This is a genomic window from Paenibacillus oralis, assembly GCF_003863965.1.
Classification (GTDB): Bacteria; Bacillota; Bacilli; order Paenibacillales; family Paenibacillaceae; genus Fontibacillus; species Fontibacillus oralis.
On record NZ_RRCN01000001.1, the window covers coordinates 543,663 to 560,000 of the forward strand.

Sequence of the window (16,338 nt, forward strand, 5' to 3'; positions counted from 1 at the left end):
ACGAAAACAAAATCCAAGGATGAGATGCTTGCCGATGAGACCAAGGAAGGGAGAGAACAAATGGATAAAGAAATCATCTCGCTTCTGCGGATTTTGTTAAATAGCACGGTCGTGACTGCAAAAGGGCTTCAAGAGGAAACCAATTCTTCAAAAAGACAGATTTCCTACAGGCTAGAGAAAATTAACGCCATCTTCAAAGCGGAAAAAGCGCCGCTAATTTCTCTGGGCTCCAAAAAAGACATTGTGATTCAAAAAGAGACAAAAGACACCATTAAAGAAATTCTCGAAAAGAAATATTCTAAAAGAACCTACTATCTGAGCAAAACAGAACGGCTTTTATACATTTATTTAATGCTCTTTATAAACATGGAGGATGTTTCAATCCATCACTTTACGGATTCTCTGAAGGTGAGTCGTTCCACCGTGAATCTTGATTTTAAAGATTTGATCCCGGCCCTTGAGAATAAAGCCATCGAGATCAGGAACAATCGCACAAACGGCTACCATTTAGTTGGATCCGAAATAGAAATCAGGAGAGTGCTTATCCGAAATATTATTGAAACCCTCTCCAATACGGAAAGTTCAAGAGTATTTGATATTTTCATCGAAGAATATAAATTAGACAGTTTTGAGAAATCGAAAGAGCTTATATCGGACCTTGTAAAAAAGCATGAAATCAATTTTGTCGAAGATAGGCTGGTAGAATTTATCTATATCTTCATCTTTATGAAAGCGAGGATACTCTCCAAGAATACGAGAACTCTTGAGAATATAGACATTCCCAACGTTGCAGTCATGAACTCCATGAAGGAATATAAATTCGCTGAGGAATTACTGGAATTATGTGGTGGACGAAATGAAATAAAGCCTCATGACGTCATGTATATCAGCGCCTGGATTTTGGGCATCTCCATAGGAAATGCAGAGGAAGACACCAAGGACAGAGCTGTGATATCGGAAATTATAAATAAAATGATGACGAAGTTTGAATATTTAAGCGGCGCACATTTCGTCAACCAGGAAAAAATGTTCAAGCAGCTATATTCCCACTTTAGACCGGCTTATTACAGGCTTCTGTTCAAATTCCCTGTTTACAATCCGCTTTGTAAAAAAGTGAAAGAAGAGTATCGGCTAGTTTACAGAATCGTCAGCAACGCGACCAAAGAATTCTGCAGTTTATTTGGCGAAGAGATTCAAGAAGAAGAACTGGCGTATTTGACTATGCATTTTGCAACTATTTTCTCGGACAGCAAAAACATTGACATCTTGAAAAAAAGAACAGCGCTGATTGTTTGTACAAACGGTGTAGGCAGTTCAGCGATCTTGTATGCAGAACTTACGCATTTATTTCCGGAACTGCACTTTTTGCCGCCGCTGGAATCCTCCGAATTGAAAAATTTTTCCGTTCCTGTAGACATTGTGTTTACGACCAGCTATAAGGCAGAAAGTCTGGAAATGGATGCGCCTGTGATCAAAGTGAGCCCTGTCATGACCCAAAAGGAAAAATATAAGATTGCACGCGAGGTGTACATTCAATTAGGCGATCTATTTTTAAGGCAACCTCAGATAGACGAGGTTATGAACATTATAAAAAAATACGCGAAAATCACTTCTGAAGCGATGCTTTCGGGTGAATTGCTATCCTATTTTACACAAATAGAGAATTTTACGCCTAAAGGAGTAGAAGATCTGATGCTGAACGATCTTGTCGATGAAAAGCTAGTCAAACTAAAGGTGCCGGCCAAAAATTGGGAGGAAGCCATCAGGCAGTCGGCGTCCGTCCTCGTTGAAAACGGTAAGGCTACGCAGGAATATGTAGATGCTATGGTCGATGCCGCAAAAGAATCCGGGGCTTATATCGTGATCACCAAACATGTGGCGCTGCCGCACGCAAGGCCCAAGGCAGGAGCAAAAGAAATAGCCATCGGTATTGCGACTCTGGAAAAACCCGTCGCGTTCGGGCATCAAGATAACGATCCGGTAAAATACGTGATTTCTTTAAGCGCCGTTGACAGTACTAGTCACTTGCGCGCAATGTCCGAGCTTGCCGAACTGTTGGAGATGGACGAATTTTTCAAAACGCTGGACAATGCCAGGAATGCCGGGGAAGTTATTGATTTCATCAAAGCACAAAAATTTTGATAAGGAGCTTGGTTATGTACAAAATTCTAGTTGCATGCAGAGCAGGTGTCGGATCGAGCTTGATGCTGAAAATCAAGACTCAGCAAGTGATCAAAGAAAATAATTTTCCGATTGAAATCGAGCACGGCTCATTGGACGCATTAAACGGGTTCAATGGTGACGCTGTCGAGACATTGATCGACGTTGCTGAGGAACTGAAAAAGAAAAACCTCAAAATTGATATTATCGGAATTCACAATATCGTTGATCGAAACGAAATCAAGGCGGCATTAGAGCATTTTCTCGCTTCGAAACAACAATGAAGCACTAAATTGATTATTCGCAGGGAGGAATATATGTGAACTTTATTATCAGTTTTTTGAGTACGCCTGCTGTCTTGCTGGGTGTTGTTGCCTTCATCGGTTTGGTGCTTCAAAAGAAATCGCCTACTGAAGTATTCACCGGCGCTTCGAAAACCCTTATCGGGTTCCTCATCTTCGGCATCGGCGCTTCAGCCATGACTGGAGCATTGCAGAATTTCAACAAATTGTTCCAGCACGGGTTTAACATCACAGGAGTTATCGCTTCGCCCGAAGCCGCTACGGCGCTTGCGCAAGGTACATACGGATTTGAGGTTTCATTGACTTTGATTCTTGGTTTCGTATTAAATCTGGTCTTTGCGCGGATTACAAAATTCAAAAATATTTTCTTTACCACCGGACACAGTTTGTTTTTTTCGTGTGTGCTGGTATTGATCATGAAGGCGCACGGATTCGACACAGCCGTTACGATCGCAGTCGGCGGTACGATTCTCGGCTTTATGTCCGCCGCGCTGCCGCAATTCTGCCAACCCTTCATGCGTAAAATGACAGGTGGAGACGAGCAGGCCATCGGTCACTTCAATATGATCGGTTATGGCCTGTCAGGCTATATCGGCCGTTTATTCTCAAAGTACGAAAATGAAACGACGGAATCCATTCAATTTCCAAAATGGCTGTCCATCTTCAGGGATTTCCTGATGGGCCTGTCGATCGTTATGCTGATTTTGTTCTACGTGGCAACATTAAAAGCTGGTCAAATTTTTACTCAAGAGCTTGCCGGTTCTCAGCACTGGCTGGTGTTCCCGCTTGTGCAAGCCTTCACATTTGTTGCGGGGATGTCGGTGCTGATGACAGGTGTTCGTATGTTCTTGGCCGAGATCACTGCCGCATTCGTTATTATTTCGGAAAAATATATCCCGGGTTCGCGTCCTGCGCTGGATGTGCCAACCGTATTCCCGTATGCTCCCAATGCAGTCATTCTCGGATTCATCTGCGCCTATGCCGCCGGTCTGCTGGCAGTCGTCGTAATGGCCGCATTCCCTGGAGTATTTCCGGTAGTCATTATCCCTGCCGCTCATATCTGCTTCTTCTCGGGCGGTACGGCTGCGGTATTTGGCAATTCATCCGGCGGATGGCGAGGTGCCGTTGCCGGATCATTTATTGCCGGACTGTTTCTTGCCTTCCTGCCGACCATTCTGTACCCGGTGTACGGAACGCTTGGCATTGAAGGCGCTACCTTCCCTAATATCGACTACAACGTCATTGGAACCTTATTGCACAAAATCATGCAGCTGATCAAGCCTGTATAAGTTACATTAACGATGGATAAGAGCTATAAATATGGCTATAGCTCTTATCGTTTCAAGGAGGACGAATTATGAGCATGAGCAAGAAAACATTACCTGAATTCTTGGCTATCCTGCACAGTGAAATATCGACGTTCATTGCATTAATCGACGAAGCGGCGCTTGAACAAGCTCGCGATCTTATTTTCAAAGCAGAAAAAAATCACGGCCGCGTTCATGTGACAGGCATCGGAAAACCAGGCCATGTTGCCGGTTACACAGCCTCACTTCTCTCTTCGACCGGCACTCCCACCTACGAGCTTCACGGAACTGAAGCCGTTCACGGCTCGTCCGGGCAGGTTGTTCCCGGCGATGTCGTTATAGCGATTTCCAACAGTGGAGAAACAGAAGAATTGAAAGCCACCGTTGAGACGTTGAAAAGCAACGGAGCCAAAATTATTTCCGTTACCGGCAATAAAGATTCCTGGCTTGCCAGCAAAGGCGATGTTGTCCTCTTTGCAGGGGTCGGTTTTGAAGGAGATAAATTAAACAAACCCCCAAGGGCGTCAATCGCAGCCGAAATCATTTTGCTGCAAAGCCTAAGCGTGCTGCTTCAGGAAGAACGGGACCTAACCCCTGAAAAATACGTGAAATGGCACCCTGGCGGAGCTTTGGGAAAATCGGTCAAGGGAGTCTAATCGAAGGAGGAAGCAATCATGGAAGTTAAAGGAATCATTGCCGCAATGGTTACCCCTTTTGATGAACATCAAAAGATCAACGAAATCGCGACAAAACAATTGGTGGATAAACTCATCGGCGCTGGAGTAAGCGGGATTTTTATTCTGGGAACAAACGGTGAGTTCCATGTGCTGAGTGAGGCAGAGAAACTTGATTTCGCCAAGATTGTTATTGAACATGTCCGGAAAAGAGTACCTGTATACGTAGGCACTGGCGGAAACAGTACAACAGAAGTTATCTCTCTGTCCCGAAAAATGAAACAACTTGGCGCGGATGCGCTATCGGTGATAACCCCTTATTTTGTGCCTCCTACTCAAAAGGAACTGATCGCCCATTACAAGACTGTGGCAGAATCGGTCGAAGCACCGATCATTTTGTACAATATCCCCAAAAATACGGGCGTAAATATGGATGCAAACACAGTCAAAGAGCTTGCACAAGTTAAAAACATTATCGGAATCAAAGACAGCAGCGGCAAGCTCGAGAATATTGAGGGCTATATCCAGGCTTCAAAGGAAGAAGACTTTGCCGTCTTGTCGGGCTCTGATTCCCTGATCCTGAAAGCTTTAAAAGCAGGAGCTGCAGGCGCAATTGCCGCTACCGCGAACCTGATTACCGACCTGGATGTATCGATATACGAAAATTATGTTAAAGGAGACCTCGATTCTGCCGAAAAAGCTCAAGAAAACATCGAAGCTCTCAGAGCGGTATTGAAACTGGGAACGGTCCCGTCAGTATTGAAAAAAACGGTTGAATTGTCCGGAATTCCTGTCGGTTCGGCCAGACCGCCGGTTAGTGAACCGGATGACACGACTATAGATAAAATCAAAGAAATGCTTAAATATTATGGTATTGAGGAGGCAGATTATGCTTAAGCCGGATATTGAAAAAAGAATAATAAACACCGGGGTTATGGCCATTGTCAGAACGGAAACCGTGGAAAGAGCAACAGAGATTGCCGAAGGGTGCCTGGAGGGGGGAGTAGATGTTCTTGAAATCAGTTACACGCTTTCAAATGCCGGAGAAGTAATAAAAGCCCTCAATGATCGATTCAAAAATAAGTTATTGGTAGGGGCAGGCACCGTATTGGACGGTGAAACGGCGAGACTGGCCATTCTTGCCGGTGCAAAATTTATTATAGCTCCAAATCTAAGCAAGGAAGTTGCCGTAGTATGCAACAGATATCGAATTCCGTATGCTCCTGGATGTGCGACCGTCACTGAAATGGTTCAGGCTTTGGAGCTGGGGGCATCTTTTGTCAAGGCGTTCCCTTTATCCAATTTTTACGGTCCATCCTTAGTCCCGGTTATCAAAACACCGCTGCCTTATATGCCTATATTGGCTTCCGGAGGAGTAACGTTGGACAACTTGGGAGATTGGATTAGAAACGGTGTTGATTCAGTTGGAGTAGGCGGACTTTTGACCAAGGGCTCAAAAGCCGATATCGCAACAAATGCAAGGAAAATTACGGATATCATAAGAGATGCAAGGGCGTAGAAAGAGAGCGGCGCTCTCCTCTGTTGGAGAGCGCCCGCTTTTGATTTTTGGATTTTCTCTCTATTAATCCATATGCGATCCGCCATTGATATCGATTTCTTCTCCCGTGATATAGGAAGCCTCTGCGGATGCCAGGAACGCGATGGCGGAGGCAATCTCCTCCGTTTCGCCCGGTCTGCCCATCGGGATGGAAGCAATGACGGAATCGGCCGTAACCCGGTCCAGCGATTTCCAGATGTCGGTGTTTACCAAGCCGGGGGCTACGCTGTTCACGGTAATTCCATCTTGTGCCACTTCGCGGGCGAGGTTCTTCGAGAACCCGAGAACCGCCGCCTTGGAAGCGGAATAATGCGCGCCTCCGAAGACCCCGCCGCCGCGCTTGGCGGATACGGAGGACAGGTTGACGATCCGGCCGTACTTTTGTTTTTTCATCGTTTCAAGAACGGCTTGCGTGCACAAGAATAAACCAAACATATTCACGTTAAAAATTCGTGTGATATCTTCAAGGGTCATGTCCTCCACCGTTACTTTTTGCGATATCCCCGCGTTGTTAACCAGAATATCGATACGGCCCAAGCTCCGCACCACTTGCTCAACCATGGCATGAACGGATTCCCAACTGGTTACGTTCAGTTCAACGCCGAACGCTTCTCCCCCGGCCTCCTTGATGGCGTTTACGGTCTCCTGGACTCCGTCCAGATTGATGTCCGCCACGACAACCTTGGCTCCTTGCCGGGCAAGTGTCAGGGCTATCGTACGCCCGATCCCTTTCGCCGATCCGCTTCCCGTTACAATCGCTACCCGATTGGTCAATTCAAACATAAAATGCCACTCCTTTATGAATAAATGTTTTATTGCTTTCCTATAGCTTCAGCATGTTTTTGGCCGTGGCGACAATATTTCCGGTCGTGATTCCGTTCAGCTCCAGCAGCTTTTCGTATGGCGCGGACTCTCCAAACCGGTCTTGAATGCCGATTCTTCTGAGCACGGCCCCTCCCTCTTCGGCCACCACTTCGCTTACGGCACTGCCCAGACCGTTCAGAATATTATGGTCCTCGACGGTAATAATCCTTCCGGTCTGCAGGCATTCAACAACGGCTTCCCGGTCCAGCGGCTTGATTGTATGCATATCCAGCAGCTTAACCGAAACGGATTGCTTCTCCAGCTCCTTCGCCGCCTCCAAAGCAAGATGAAGGGTATCCCCGTTGGCGATAATGGCAATATCCTTGCCTTCCCTTAGCTTTTTGGCCTTGCCGATCGCAAACTCTTCATGCTCGTCATAAACGACCGGAATGGCGTCCCGGGTAAACCGCAGGAAGACCGGCCCGACATGCTCCGCCGCGGCCGCAACGAGCTTACGGGTAGAGTAATAGTCCGCCCCCATGATCACCGTCATATTGGGAATGGTACGCAGCACCCCCATATCTTCGATCGCCTGATGGCTGCCCCCGTCATTGGCCGGTGTCAGTCCGCCATGGGAACAGGCGATTTTCACATTCAGGTTCGGGTAGCACACTTCTTGCCGAATCTGTTCCGCCATCCGCAGCGACCCAAAAACGGCGTACGTGCTGACAAACGGGATCTTTCCCGTTGTCGCCAGCCCTGCCGCTAGACCGCAGGCGTTCTGCTCGGCAATCCCCACGTTAATATGCTGGTCCGGCAGTTGATTGGCAAATTCCGTCGTTTTGCAGGACTTGCCGATATCCACATCGACCACATAGATGCTTTTGTTCTTTTTTCCCAGCTCGACAATCTCATGTCCAAACGCGTCCCGGGTCGCGATTTTCTTGACCATCGCTGTTTTATCCTGTGTACTCATGATTTCAAACCTCCCGCGATTTCTTCCATGGCTTGTTTGTATTCGGCTTCCTTTGGCGCGGCTCCGTGCCAGCCGCACACATTTTCCATAAACGAAACCCCTTTGCCCTTAACGGTATTGCATACAATGCATTTGGGCTTGCCGTTCTTCACGTCCCGGATTTCGTCCAGCGTATCAACGATTTGCCGCATGTCATGGCCATCAATTCTTTTGGTGTCAAAACCGAAGGCCTTGAACTTCAACTCCAGGTCCAGATTGGGCATAATCTCGTCACAGGTGCCGTCGATCTGCAAATTGTTGTCGTCAACGAAAACAACCAGGTTATCCAGCTGGTATTTGTTTGCCGTTTGGGCAGCTTCCCAGATTTGGCCTTCCTGGCACTCGCCGTCTCCCAGCATCGCGAATACCCGGTAAGCCTTGCCGTCCCGCTTCCCCGCCAAAGCCATGCCTACCGCGCAGGAGAGCCCCTGGCCGAGGGAGCCGGTGGAAATATCAATGCCCGGGCACTTTTTCATATCCGGATGTCCCTGAAAAGGAGAGCCGTATTTCCGCAGCGTGTGAATATTCTCAAACGGAACATAGCCCAGGTGCAGCAAAGCTGCATACTGGATGGGGCAGACATGCCCTTTGGAAAGAACAAACCGGTCCCGGTCCTCCCACTTGGGGTTGGAGGGATCAATATTCATTTCTCTAAAGTACAGGGCAGTTACAATATCCGCTGCGGAAAATGAGCCGCCGGGATGTCCGGATTGCGCCTCGTAAATCATCGTAAGGGCAGTTTGTCTCAACTCTGCCGCCTTTCGTTTCAACTTCTCAATGCTTATGGGTTTCATGTCAATCCCTCGCTCCTTATTTTTCTAATAAAGCTGAAATATTTGTCTTATTGTCTACTTGTCTCCTAAATTACTTGAAATGAAAACGAGTATATCCTTTAACATCGCTATACTCGTCTTCTGTATCTCTCATGTCAGGTCCTGCTCCTTACCCTTACTTTTCCCCGACTGCTTCACCAGCAAAACCACGATACAAGCGCTTACAATCATGCTGATTCCCAAAACGATCATACCAAGTCTATGGGAACCTGTTGCATCATTAATAAATCCTACAAAATACGGGCCGAAAAATCCGCCGAGGTTGCCGATACTGTTGATCAGGGCAATGGCTCCACCCGCCGCCGCGCCGGTCAGGAATGAGGGCGGTATAGCCCAGAACGGAGAGTATGCTCCAAAGGCCCCGCACAAGCTGACCGTCAACATAATAAAGGCGCCGACCGTGCTGAATTCCGCCAAATACACACTGATGATCATAGCGGCGGCGCTGACGATTAAGCAGCCGGCAACATGGAATCTTCGCTCATTGGTTTTGTCGGAGCTTTTTCCGATCAGATACATGACAACCATGGCGCAAAGGTACATCAGTCCAAGCACCCAGCCCATATTTTGCAGCGACAGCCCCGTTGTTTCCGTCAATCCCTCCGAGATGGTCGGCAGGAACATGTTGATTCCATAGTAGCCGAACATCCAGAAAAAATAGCCGAGGGCCAGTATTAGCACGTCCCGATCCTTCAGTACTTGCAAAAACGTATATTTCTTTACTTTTTGTTTTTCGATAGCCTCTTTGGTGGTCACGTCGAGAAGCCAGGTTTTCTCGTCTTTGGTTAGCCATTTGGCATCTTCTATGCGATCCGTCAGATAAAAGTAGCAGACAAACCCGAGAATGATGGCCGGAATCGCTTCCAAAATGAACAGCCACTGCCAGCCGGCCAGCCCCAGCCAACCATGCTGCAGCAAAAATGTGGAAATCGGCGAGCCTATGGCGTTTGCCGCCGGAATGGCGATCATAAATCCGGCAATCGCTTTGGCATGGTGCTTGGATTGGAAAAACCCGCTCAAATAGTGCACCATGCACGGGTAAAAGCTGGCCTCCGCCGCTCCCAGCAATAAGCGGACGATATAGAACTGCAGCGGCGTTTGAATAAAAGCCATGATGACGGCGATAATGCCCCAGGACACCATGATGCGGCTGATCCACCGTCTGGCTCCGATCCTGGTCATGATGGCGCTTCCCGGGACCTCCAGCAGGAAGTAGCCGATAAAAAAGATGCCCGCTCCCAAACCGAAAACAGCGTCGGAAAAACCAAGGTCCTGATTCATGCGCAAGGCCGCAAAGCCAATGTTTACGCGGTCAAGTATCGAAATCGTAAAGCAAAGAAACAAAAAGGGAATCAGTCTTAATGTCACTTTACGGACAGTTGACTTCTCCAGTTGTTGAATATTCATATGAACCCCCCAAAAATGGTGCATATTCTTCCGCGAAAAATAATGAACATTTAACCCTTTCAATTACAGCGCTTTCATCAACCTCCTTTAAAAAATGCCAACAAGACCAAAGAATTGATCGCAGGCATTTTGTAATTGGTAATCTTGATCACTTGTATACTAAGGTACCTTATATTCGTAGTATAAAGTGTGACTTTTTTAATGTCAATAGATCATTAAAAAGAAAAACCGTCCAACAGAAGCTCGTCAGACGGTTCTTTTTTCAATATATCAGTGCCGGGACGTGGTGGTCCGGACAAAATTTTGGCCTCAGTCCTTCCAATACCGATCGTACAGATTCTGCATATGGGAGGTCATGAGACGCGTGGCCTCTTCGGCGTCGTGATTTTCAATCGCTTGGATAATCCGCTTATGCTCGCTAAAATTCGTATCCCTGTAGTCCGGGCGGGTGACCGTTCGGTCCCGGATAAACTTCCACATCTCCTGCTGTTTCATGGCATTGGCAATCACAGCCATAAACTGGATGAACAGGTCATTGTGAGAGGCCTTGGCAATCTCCGTATGCAGCTGTTCATCGGTCTCCGGCACATAGTGGCCCGCCTGGGTTTCCTTCTCCATCTGCATAATGGTGGCATGCAAAGCCTCAATGTCTTCATCCGTCGCTCTTTGCGCCGCGAATTTGGCAATGAGGGGTTCGAGATTCATTCTGGCGTCCACAATATCCTCGGGAGATACGGATTCAAGCATAAAAGCCGTGTCGGATGGCGGCTGCTCCGCCGGATTCTGGGTGTTTTTTACGAATACCCCCTCCCCCTGACGAGAGTAAATGTATCCGTTCATCTCCAGCGCGCTCAGCGCCTGCCTGATCGGTGCCCGGCTTACGCCAAACTGGGCGCACAGCTCCCTTTCGGTCGGCAGCTTGTCGCCCACCTCAAAAGAGCCTGACAGGATTTCGGATAATATCTGATCATATATTTGTATATACAGCTTGTTGCTGGAAACTCGATTAAATTGAATCGGAATCGCCTCCCTTTAAAACCCGCTTCAAGTCTAATTATATTCCGTTTCAACTTGTTAGACAACATCATATCTTATAACCTGCATGACTCCAGCTCTATTGATTCAAGGATGCCGTACTGAGGAGTAAGGACTGAGGTGGCTGTCTATATATAGCTTTCGTGTCTTGGTGTCTTGGTATCCCTGCATGCTGCTTTGCACGATTATCCCTTTCAATCAGTGGGCAGGTGTTAGGGGCTAGGGTAAGGATTAATAAGGAAAAAGTGCGGCGGTTCAGGGTGAGATTTTCGGTTTGATTAAGGAACATATGTTTGGTATAATGAAATAAAATCGAACTCGCGTTCGTGTATTATCTTCTTCTCCTGAATTTATCTTCTTCTCTGCTTCCTGATCAAACGGGATAATCGTGCAAAGCGTCCGGACAACGGATGTTGATCTGCTGACCAACCCACCGGCCTCCCCTGCCCTCACGCTTTCAACGCCCTTCCGACTTTAGCATCATAAAAAAAGACGCTCCGGGAGCGATTCCGGAGCGTTTGTTCGTTATCAAGCACCACTTACCTTTGTGCGGAAATAATTTTGCAGGAATTCCTTTGCTCTTTGCGATTTAGGATGGTTAAATACCTCATCCGGAGTGCCTTCCTCAATAATTTTTCCCTTTTCCAAAAAGAGCACCTTGTTGGCCACTTCATATACAAAATTCATCTCGTGTGATACGAGAATCATAGTTTGGCCGCTTGCTGCTGTCCTTTTAATGGTTTGCAGCACCTCTCCCACTAGTTCAGGATCAAGCGCGGAGGTCGGTTCATCCACCAATAACAGCTTGGGCTTCATGGCAAGAGCACGGGCAATCCCGACACGCTGTTGCTGGCCCCCGGATAAATGCTTAGGATAATAATGAGCGCGTTCGGAAAGCCCCACCAGTTTCAGCTGTTCTTCGGCAATTTTATTGGCTTCACTATCGCTCATTTTTTTGACGATTTTCAATCCTTCTTTTACATTTTCCAGTGCGGTTCGATGCTGAAAAAGGTTGAATTGCTGGAAAACCATCGCCGTTTGCTGCCGAAGCTCCAAGCGCTGCTTGTTCGTAATTGTGCTAAAATCAACCTTAAACCCCTCCAGATCAAGCTCGCCTTTATCCGCTTTTTCCAGGCAGTTCAAGGAACGCAAAAAGGTAGATTTCCCGGCCCCTGACGAACCGATCAGCGCCACTACATCTCCCTTTTCAATCTCAACCGATATATCGTCCAGAATTAAATTGTGATGAAAGGATTTGGACAAATGACTTACCTTGATCATTTAAATCTCCCTCCTTCCAAATGAAAACCAACGGCCCCCGATCGTGTTTCTTTGGCCCGGTTCCGGAATCGAAAACCTTTTCTCCAGATAGCGAAGCACCTGTTCGATGATAATCGTCAGTGCCCAATAAATGATGGCCAGGGCAAGATAGACCTCAAAAAACCGGAAATTACTTCCGGAAATAATTTTTCCTTGCGCCGTCATTTCTATAACCCCTGCTACAAACGCTAAAGAAGTTCCTTTCAACAAGCCGATTAATGCATTTCCAAGCGGTGGAGTGGCGACAACCAGCGCTTCAGGAAGAATCACTCTTCTCAAGACCTGAAAATAGGTCATGCCCAGCGATTCGGCGGCTTCAATTTGTCCTTTGTTCACCGATTGCAGAGCTGCGCGAATCGTTTCCGAATTGTAAGCTGCCTCATTAAACGCGAAGGTAACTAGAACAAAAAGCATCGCAGGTAAGGCATTAATATTATAGCTTGTCCCATACTGCTCATTAATAAATTTTAAAAGAAGCGGAATCCCGTTATAGGTCAAATAAAGCTGTACAATCATTGGAGTACCCCGTATAAACGAGATAAAAACCGTAACAATCTGACTGAGAACAGGAACTTTTTTGATCCGAATAACCGCAAATATTAAACCCATAAGAAGACCGGCAACCATTGAAATAAAAGTAATTTCCAGGCTCACAGGAAGAAACTTCAGCAGGCTGGGGATCGATGTGAAAACCGCTTCGATATCAAAAATCTTTGCCATCAGGCTTTGCATTCCTTCCACGTTCATTTTTCGCAGCAGAAAAAATTATTTCAATTCTTTCACCGTTAACAGCTCGCCCTCGTAGACAATTTCCGTGTTGTAGCGTTCTTTACTAATTGAGTTCAGCCGTTCAACCAGTGACGCAGCGGCTTCTTCTGACGCCAGGACGGGCAAACCGCGTTTGGTCACGGTTGGATGGGTGAGCCTGAGATCAATCGGAATCAACTCGTAGTTAAACCGCTTCTCTTCGACGCTAATATCAAATGAAACCAAAAAATTTTCGGAAAATTTCCGATCACTATAGAAGCCCTGCCAGTTTCCTTCGCTGTCTTTGGTTCTGTTTTTATGCAAGGTAGACGGAACTTCGTTTTCGGCATAACCATAGGCAGCGAACATTTCCGGAGAAATAATGGACTCCCCTGCTTCAAATTCCATAAACAGGCTTCCTATATTATAGAATATCGGTTGGCCATGGTACAGTTCCACGCCTCTAGTAAAGTGCGCCCCATGTCCAAAAACACAGCTCGCCCCCGCATCAATGGCATGATGAGCAAAGGTTTCAATAAACTCTGCGGGGTAATCCGAATACCAGTTTTCATTTTCCCCTTCATGGGTGTGCAGATTTACAAAAACAAAATCACTGCGTTCCTTGGCATCTTGAATAGAGCGAAGAATTTCCTGTTGATCCCCTTCGTGTGCTGTGGTTTTGACACGCGGGTGATCTCCTTTTTCAAAAGTCAGATACCCTTCAAACAGTGAGCCAAATTCATAATGATTAGCTGATTTGCTTTTAAAGGTTTCGATTCTTTTGCCTTCCGCCATGCTGGAAGCAATACCAATCCGCTCACTAATCTCCTTCAAGGTTTCAAAATCCTGATCATTAACGACATACGTACGCGACCATCGAAGCGGATTTACTCCCGGACGCGCCGGAACCCCGTTTCCGGGGTTCGATGCGGCAAAAACCTCACTTCTTGTTACGTCAATGGTAATGATCGCAATCCGCCCATCCGGAGTATCAATAAACACCGGTTTACGGGCATCATGCAGGCTTAGTCCTACTCCCAGGGGGATTAATCCACGGCTTTCCGCCTCTTCGATGGTGTCAACCATGCCCTCGATTCCATAATCACCGGTATGATTATTCGCAAAGCTGACATAGCGGATATTGAGATTTGCGAATTCATCCAATGCCTTCGGACGCACACTGGTTTGGTATCCTCTTCCGGACGCTGGGACCGTGTTTTTTCTAGGTGTTACAAACTCCGCATTGGTAAACACTTCATCTGCTCCGCGTAAAAGAGCAAGAAGATTCGGATCCATCGTCTTATATAAATTACCGCTGGAAAACAGCGCATCTCCAGTGACTAAAAATTTCATCGAATCACCCTTACCTTATCCTTCAATTAATTCTTTCTTTGGCAAGTAATTTCCGCCCAATTGCTCTTCACTGATTTTCAATAAAGTTCCATCTTCATAAATCTCCTTGATTCGCTTATTTACGGCATCCAGCAAACTGCTGTCTGTGGACTTGGAAAATAGAATATAGGAGCCTGGATCGCTATTTTCAGAAGAAAACGGAACAATTTTCAGATTGGTAAAACCATGTTCCTTGATCGCTTTTTCCGCCGACACGCGGGAAATAATCCGGACATCATATTTTCCTGCTTCAATGCCTTCAAACTGTTTCACAAAATTTTCATCCGTATAAAGAATTTCGGCCTGGGCATTCGGATGCTCCTGATTATAGTTTTCAAGAAGCGTCGCGCCGGAGTTTCCTACTTCGGTTACTGCTTTATAACCGGCCAAATCATTAATAGATTTGAGCTTTTCATCATCCTTACGGACAACAAACACATTGGCATTTTCAATAATTGGCAGAGAAAAATTGTATTTTTCACGTCTTTCCGCGTTGGAGCTGAAATTGTTCACTCCCATTTGGTAGCGTCCATTATCCAGTCCATTTAAAATTCCTTCAAATTCAATGACCTGTATATCCAGTTTATATTGAGGAAGACCTTCAAAAATGGCCCGAAGGACTTCAACATCATATCCCGTAAGTTTGCCATCCTTATCATAGCTAAATGGATTGCTGACCCCGCTGGTAGAGGCAACCACCGTTGTTTGTTTCGTTTCTTTGTCTGGTTGTGATGCACTGTCCTCCGCAGCTTTACTTCCACATCCGGCAATCACCACCGGCAACACTAACGCAAATATTCCTACTAAAAAACGCTTTTTCATTTTAATGTTCTCCCCTCGTATAAAACGGAAAATTCGTATAGTACATATAACATATGGATTTAGTATGATTTACATTATGGCATGGGTTATTAACAGTGTCAAGGTTAAAATAAAAAGCCCATTTGAGAAGTATTTTCTCTAAATGAGCTATTGCTTAATTAAGTATGATGCCGGTGAAGGGACTCGAACCCCCACGGTTTCCCTCACGATTTTGAGTCGCGCGCGTCTGCCAATTCCGCCACACCGGCAAATATGAAAATATACAAAGTGCGGAAGACCAGACTTGAACTGGTACGGTAGTCACCTACCGCAGGATTTTAAGTCCTGTGCGTCTGCCGATTCCGCCACTCCCGCAGGTTTAAAACAATGGAGGCGCCACCCAGATTCGAACTGGGGATAGAGCTTTTGCAGAGCTGTGCCTTACCACTTGGCTATGGCGCCACATTATAAAAATGGAGCGGACGACGGGAATCGAACCCGCGACCCTCGCCTTGGCAAGGCGATGCTCTACCGCTGAGCCACGTCCGCTTATAAATGGCTGGGGATATAGGATTCGAACCTATGCATGACGGAGTCAAAGTCCGTTGCCTTACCGCTTGGCTAATCCCCAAAATTTGATTGTTGAGATAAAAATGGGGCGATCGATGGGACTTGAACCCACGAATGCCGGAGCCACAATCCGGTGCGTTAACCCCTTCGCCACGACCGCCATATGCAATTTTGAAGACTGGCAGGGGCAGCAGGAATTGAACCCACACTAACGGTTTTGGAGACCGCTGTTCTACCTTTAAACTATGCCCCTATTAGGTAAAACTGGTGGAGGCTGATGGATTCGAACCACCGAACTCGTCAGAGAACAGATTTACAGTCTGCTGCGTTTGGCCACTTCGCTAAGCCTCCACGTGGTGCCGGCGAGAGGACTTGAACCCCCAACCTACTGATTACAAGTCAGTTGCTCTACC

The 16,338-nt window shown here is 46.6% G+C and carries 15 protein-coding genes and 9 tRNA genes (1 of these 24 cut by a window edge); 6 read left to right on the plus strand and 18 right to left on the minus strand.

The annotated features are described in order from the left end of the window. Positions 1-60: 60 nt before the first annotated feature. The 6 genes from EHV15_RS02535 (at position 61) to EHV15_RS02560 (ending at position 5,962) form a co-directional block, all read left to right on the plus strand. Positions 61-2,142: a BglG family transcription antiterminator gene (locus EHV15_RS02535; RefSeq protein WP_128629895.1), complete on the plus strand. Its 2,082-nt coding sequence runs from the start codon at positions 61-63 to the stop codon at positions 2,140-2,142. A 14-nt stretch (positions 2,143-2,156) separates the two neighbouring features. Next, the gene (locus EHV15_RS02540) at positions 2,157-2,444 is read left to right on the plus strand and encodes a PTS sugar transporter subunit IIB (RefSeq protein WP_128629896.1); all 288 of its coding nucleotides are present in this window, start codon (positions 2,157-2,159) and stop codon (positions 2,442-2,444) included. Positions 2,445-2,479: 35 nt separating this feature from the next. After that, on the plus strand, positions 2,480-3,751 hold the full coding sequence (locus EHV15_RS02545) for a PTS ascorbate transporter subunit IIC (protein ID WP_128629897.1): 1,272 nt from the start codon (positions 2,480-2,482) through the stop codon (positions 3,749-3,751). Positions 3,752-3,819: 68 nt separating this feature from the next. Then, on the plus strand, positions 3,820-4,425 hold the full coding sequence (locus EHV15_RS02550) for an SIS domain-containing protein (RefSeq protein WP_128629898.1): 606 nt from the start codon (positions 3,820-3,822) through the stop codon (positions 4,423-4,425). Positions 4,426-4,443: 18 nt separating this feature from the next. Further along, entirely contained in the window at positions 4,444-5,340 is an 897-nt protein-coding gene (gene dapA, locus EHV15_RS02555) for a 4-hydroxy-tetrahydrodipicolinate synthase (protein WP_128629899.1), read from the plus strand. After that, positions 5,333-5,962 carry a beta/alpha barrel domain-containing protein gene (locus tag EHV15_RS02560; protein WP_128629900.1) on the plus strand — a complete coding sequence of 210 codons (630 nt, stop codon included), beginning with the start codon at positions 5,333-5,335 and terminating at the stop codon, positions 5,960-5,962. Before dapA ends, EHV15_RS02560 begins: the two co-directional genes overlap by 8 nt. A gap of 63 nt (positions 5,963-6,025) precedes the next feature. On the opposite strand, the gene EHV15_RS02565 is transcribed toward EHV15_RS02560, so the two are convergent. From EHV15_RS02565 to EHV15_RS02650, 18 genes are all read right to left on the minus strand, one after another. Then, positions 6,026-6,784 (minus strand): SDR family NAD(P)-dependent oxidoreductase, encoded by a 759-nt coding sequence (locus EHV15_RS02565; protein WP_128629901.1) that lies wholly within the window; start codon positions 6,782-6,784, stop codon positions 6,026-6,028. A gap of 40 nt (positions 6,785-6,824) precedes the next feature. Next, positions 6,825-7,781, minus strand: a complete 957-nt coding sequence (locus EHV15_RS02570) for a transketolase family protein (protein ID WP_128629902.1) — start codon at positions 7,779-7,781, stop codon at positions 6,825-6,827. Continuing rightward, positions 7,778-8,614 carry a transketolase gene (locus EHV15_RS02575; protein ID WP_128629903.1) on the minus strand — a complete coding sequence of 279 codons (837 nt, stop codon included), beginning with the start codon at positions 8,612-8,614 and terminating at the stop codon, positions 7,778-7,780. Before EHV15_RS02575 ends, EHV15_RS02570 begins: the two co-directional genes overlap by 4 nt. A gap of 129 nt (positions 8,615-8,743) precedes the next feature. Further along, positions 8,744-10,060, minus strand: a complete 1,317-nt coding sequence (locus EHV15_RS02580; protein WP_128629904.1) for an MFS transporter — start codon at positions 10,058-10,060, stop codon at positions 8,744-8,746. A 309-nt stretch (positions 10,061-10,369) separates the two neighbouring features. Further along, positions 10,370-11,083: a FadR/GntR family transcriptional regulator gene (locus EHV15_RS02585; RefSeq protein WP_128629905.1), complete on the minus strand. Its 714-nt coding sequence runs from the start codon at positions 11,081-11,083 to the stop codon at positions 10,370-10,372. A gap of 540 nt (positions 11,084-11,623) precedes the next feature. Then, positions 11,624-12,376, minus strand: a complete 753-nt coding sequence (locus EHV15_RS02590) for an amino acid ABC transporter ATP-binding protein (protein ID WP_128629906.1) — start codon at positions 12,374-12,376, stop codon at positions 11,624-11,626. Next, positions 12,377-13,135: an amino acid ABC transporter permease gene (locus EHV15_RS02595; protein WP_128629907.1), complete on the minus strand. Its 759-nt coding sequence runs from the start codon at positions 13,133-13,135 to the stop codon at positions 12,377-12,379. A 45-nt stretch (positions 13,136-13,180) separates the two neighbouring features. Next, complete coding sequence (locus EHV15_RS02600; protein ID WP_128629908.1) at positions 13,181-14,515, minus strand: CapA family protein; 1,335 nt, start codon at positions 14,513-14,515, stop codon at positions 13,181-13,183. A gap of 15 nt (positions 14,516-14,530) precedes the next feature. Continuing rightward, on the minus strand, positions 14,531-15,376 hold the full coding sequence (locus EHV15_RS02605) for a transporter substrate-binding domain-containing protein (protein ID WP_128629909.1): 846 nt from the start codon (positions 15,374-15,376) through the stop codon (positions 14,531-14,533). 168 nt (positions 15,377-15,544) lie between these two features. Further along, positions 15,545-15,624, minus strand: a tRNA-Leu gene (locus EHV15_RS02610). Between the two features lie 20 nt (positions 15,625-15,644). Then, a tRNA-Leu gene (locus tag EHV15_RS02615) sits at positions 15,645-15,730 on the minus strand. Between the two features lie 13 nt (positions 15,731-15,743). Then, positions 15,744-15,817: transfer RNA gene (locus EHV15_RS02620), tRNA-Cys, on the minus strand. A 12-nt stretch (positions 15,818-15,829) separates the two neighbouring features. Then, positions 15,830-15,904: transfer RNA gene (locus tag EHV15_RS02625), tRNA-Gly, on the minus strand. Between the two features lie 7 nt (positions 15,905-15,911). Further along, positions 15,912-15,986, minus strand: a tRNA-Gln gene (locus EHV15_RS02630). A 23-nt stretch (positions 15,987-16,009) separates the two neighbouring features. Further along, a tRNA-His gene (locus EHV15_RS02635) sits at positions 16,010-16,085 on the minus strand. A 19-nt stretch (positions 16,086-16,104) separates the two neighbouring features. Beyond that, positions 16,105-16,178: transfer RNA gene (locus tag EHV15_RS02640), tRNA-Trp, on the minus strand. 12 nt (positions 16,179-16,190) lie between these two features. Continuing rightward, a tRNA-Tyr gene (locus tag EHV15_RS02645) sits at positions 16,191-16,276 on the minus strand. A gap of 3 nt (positions 16,277-16,279) precedes the next feature. Continuing rightward, a tRNA-Thr gene (locus EHV15_RS02650) sits at positions 16,280-16,338 on the minus strand; it runs 17 nt beyond the window's last position.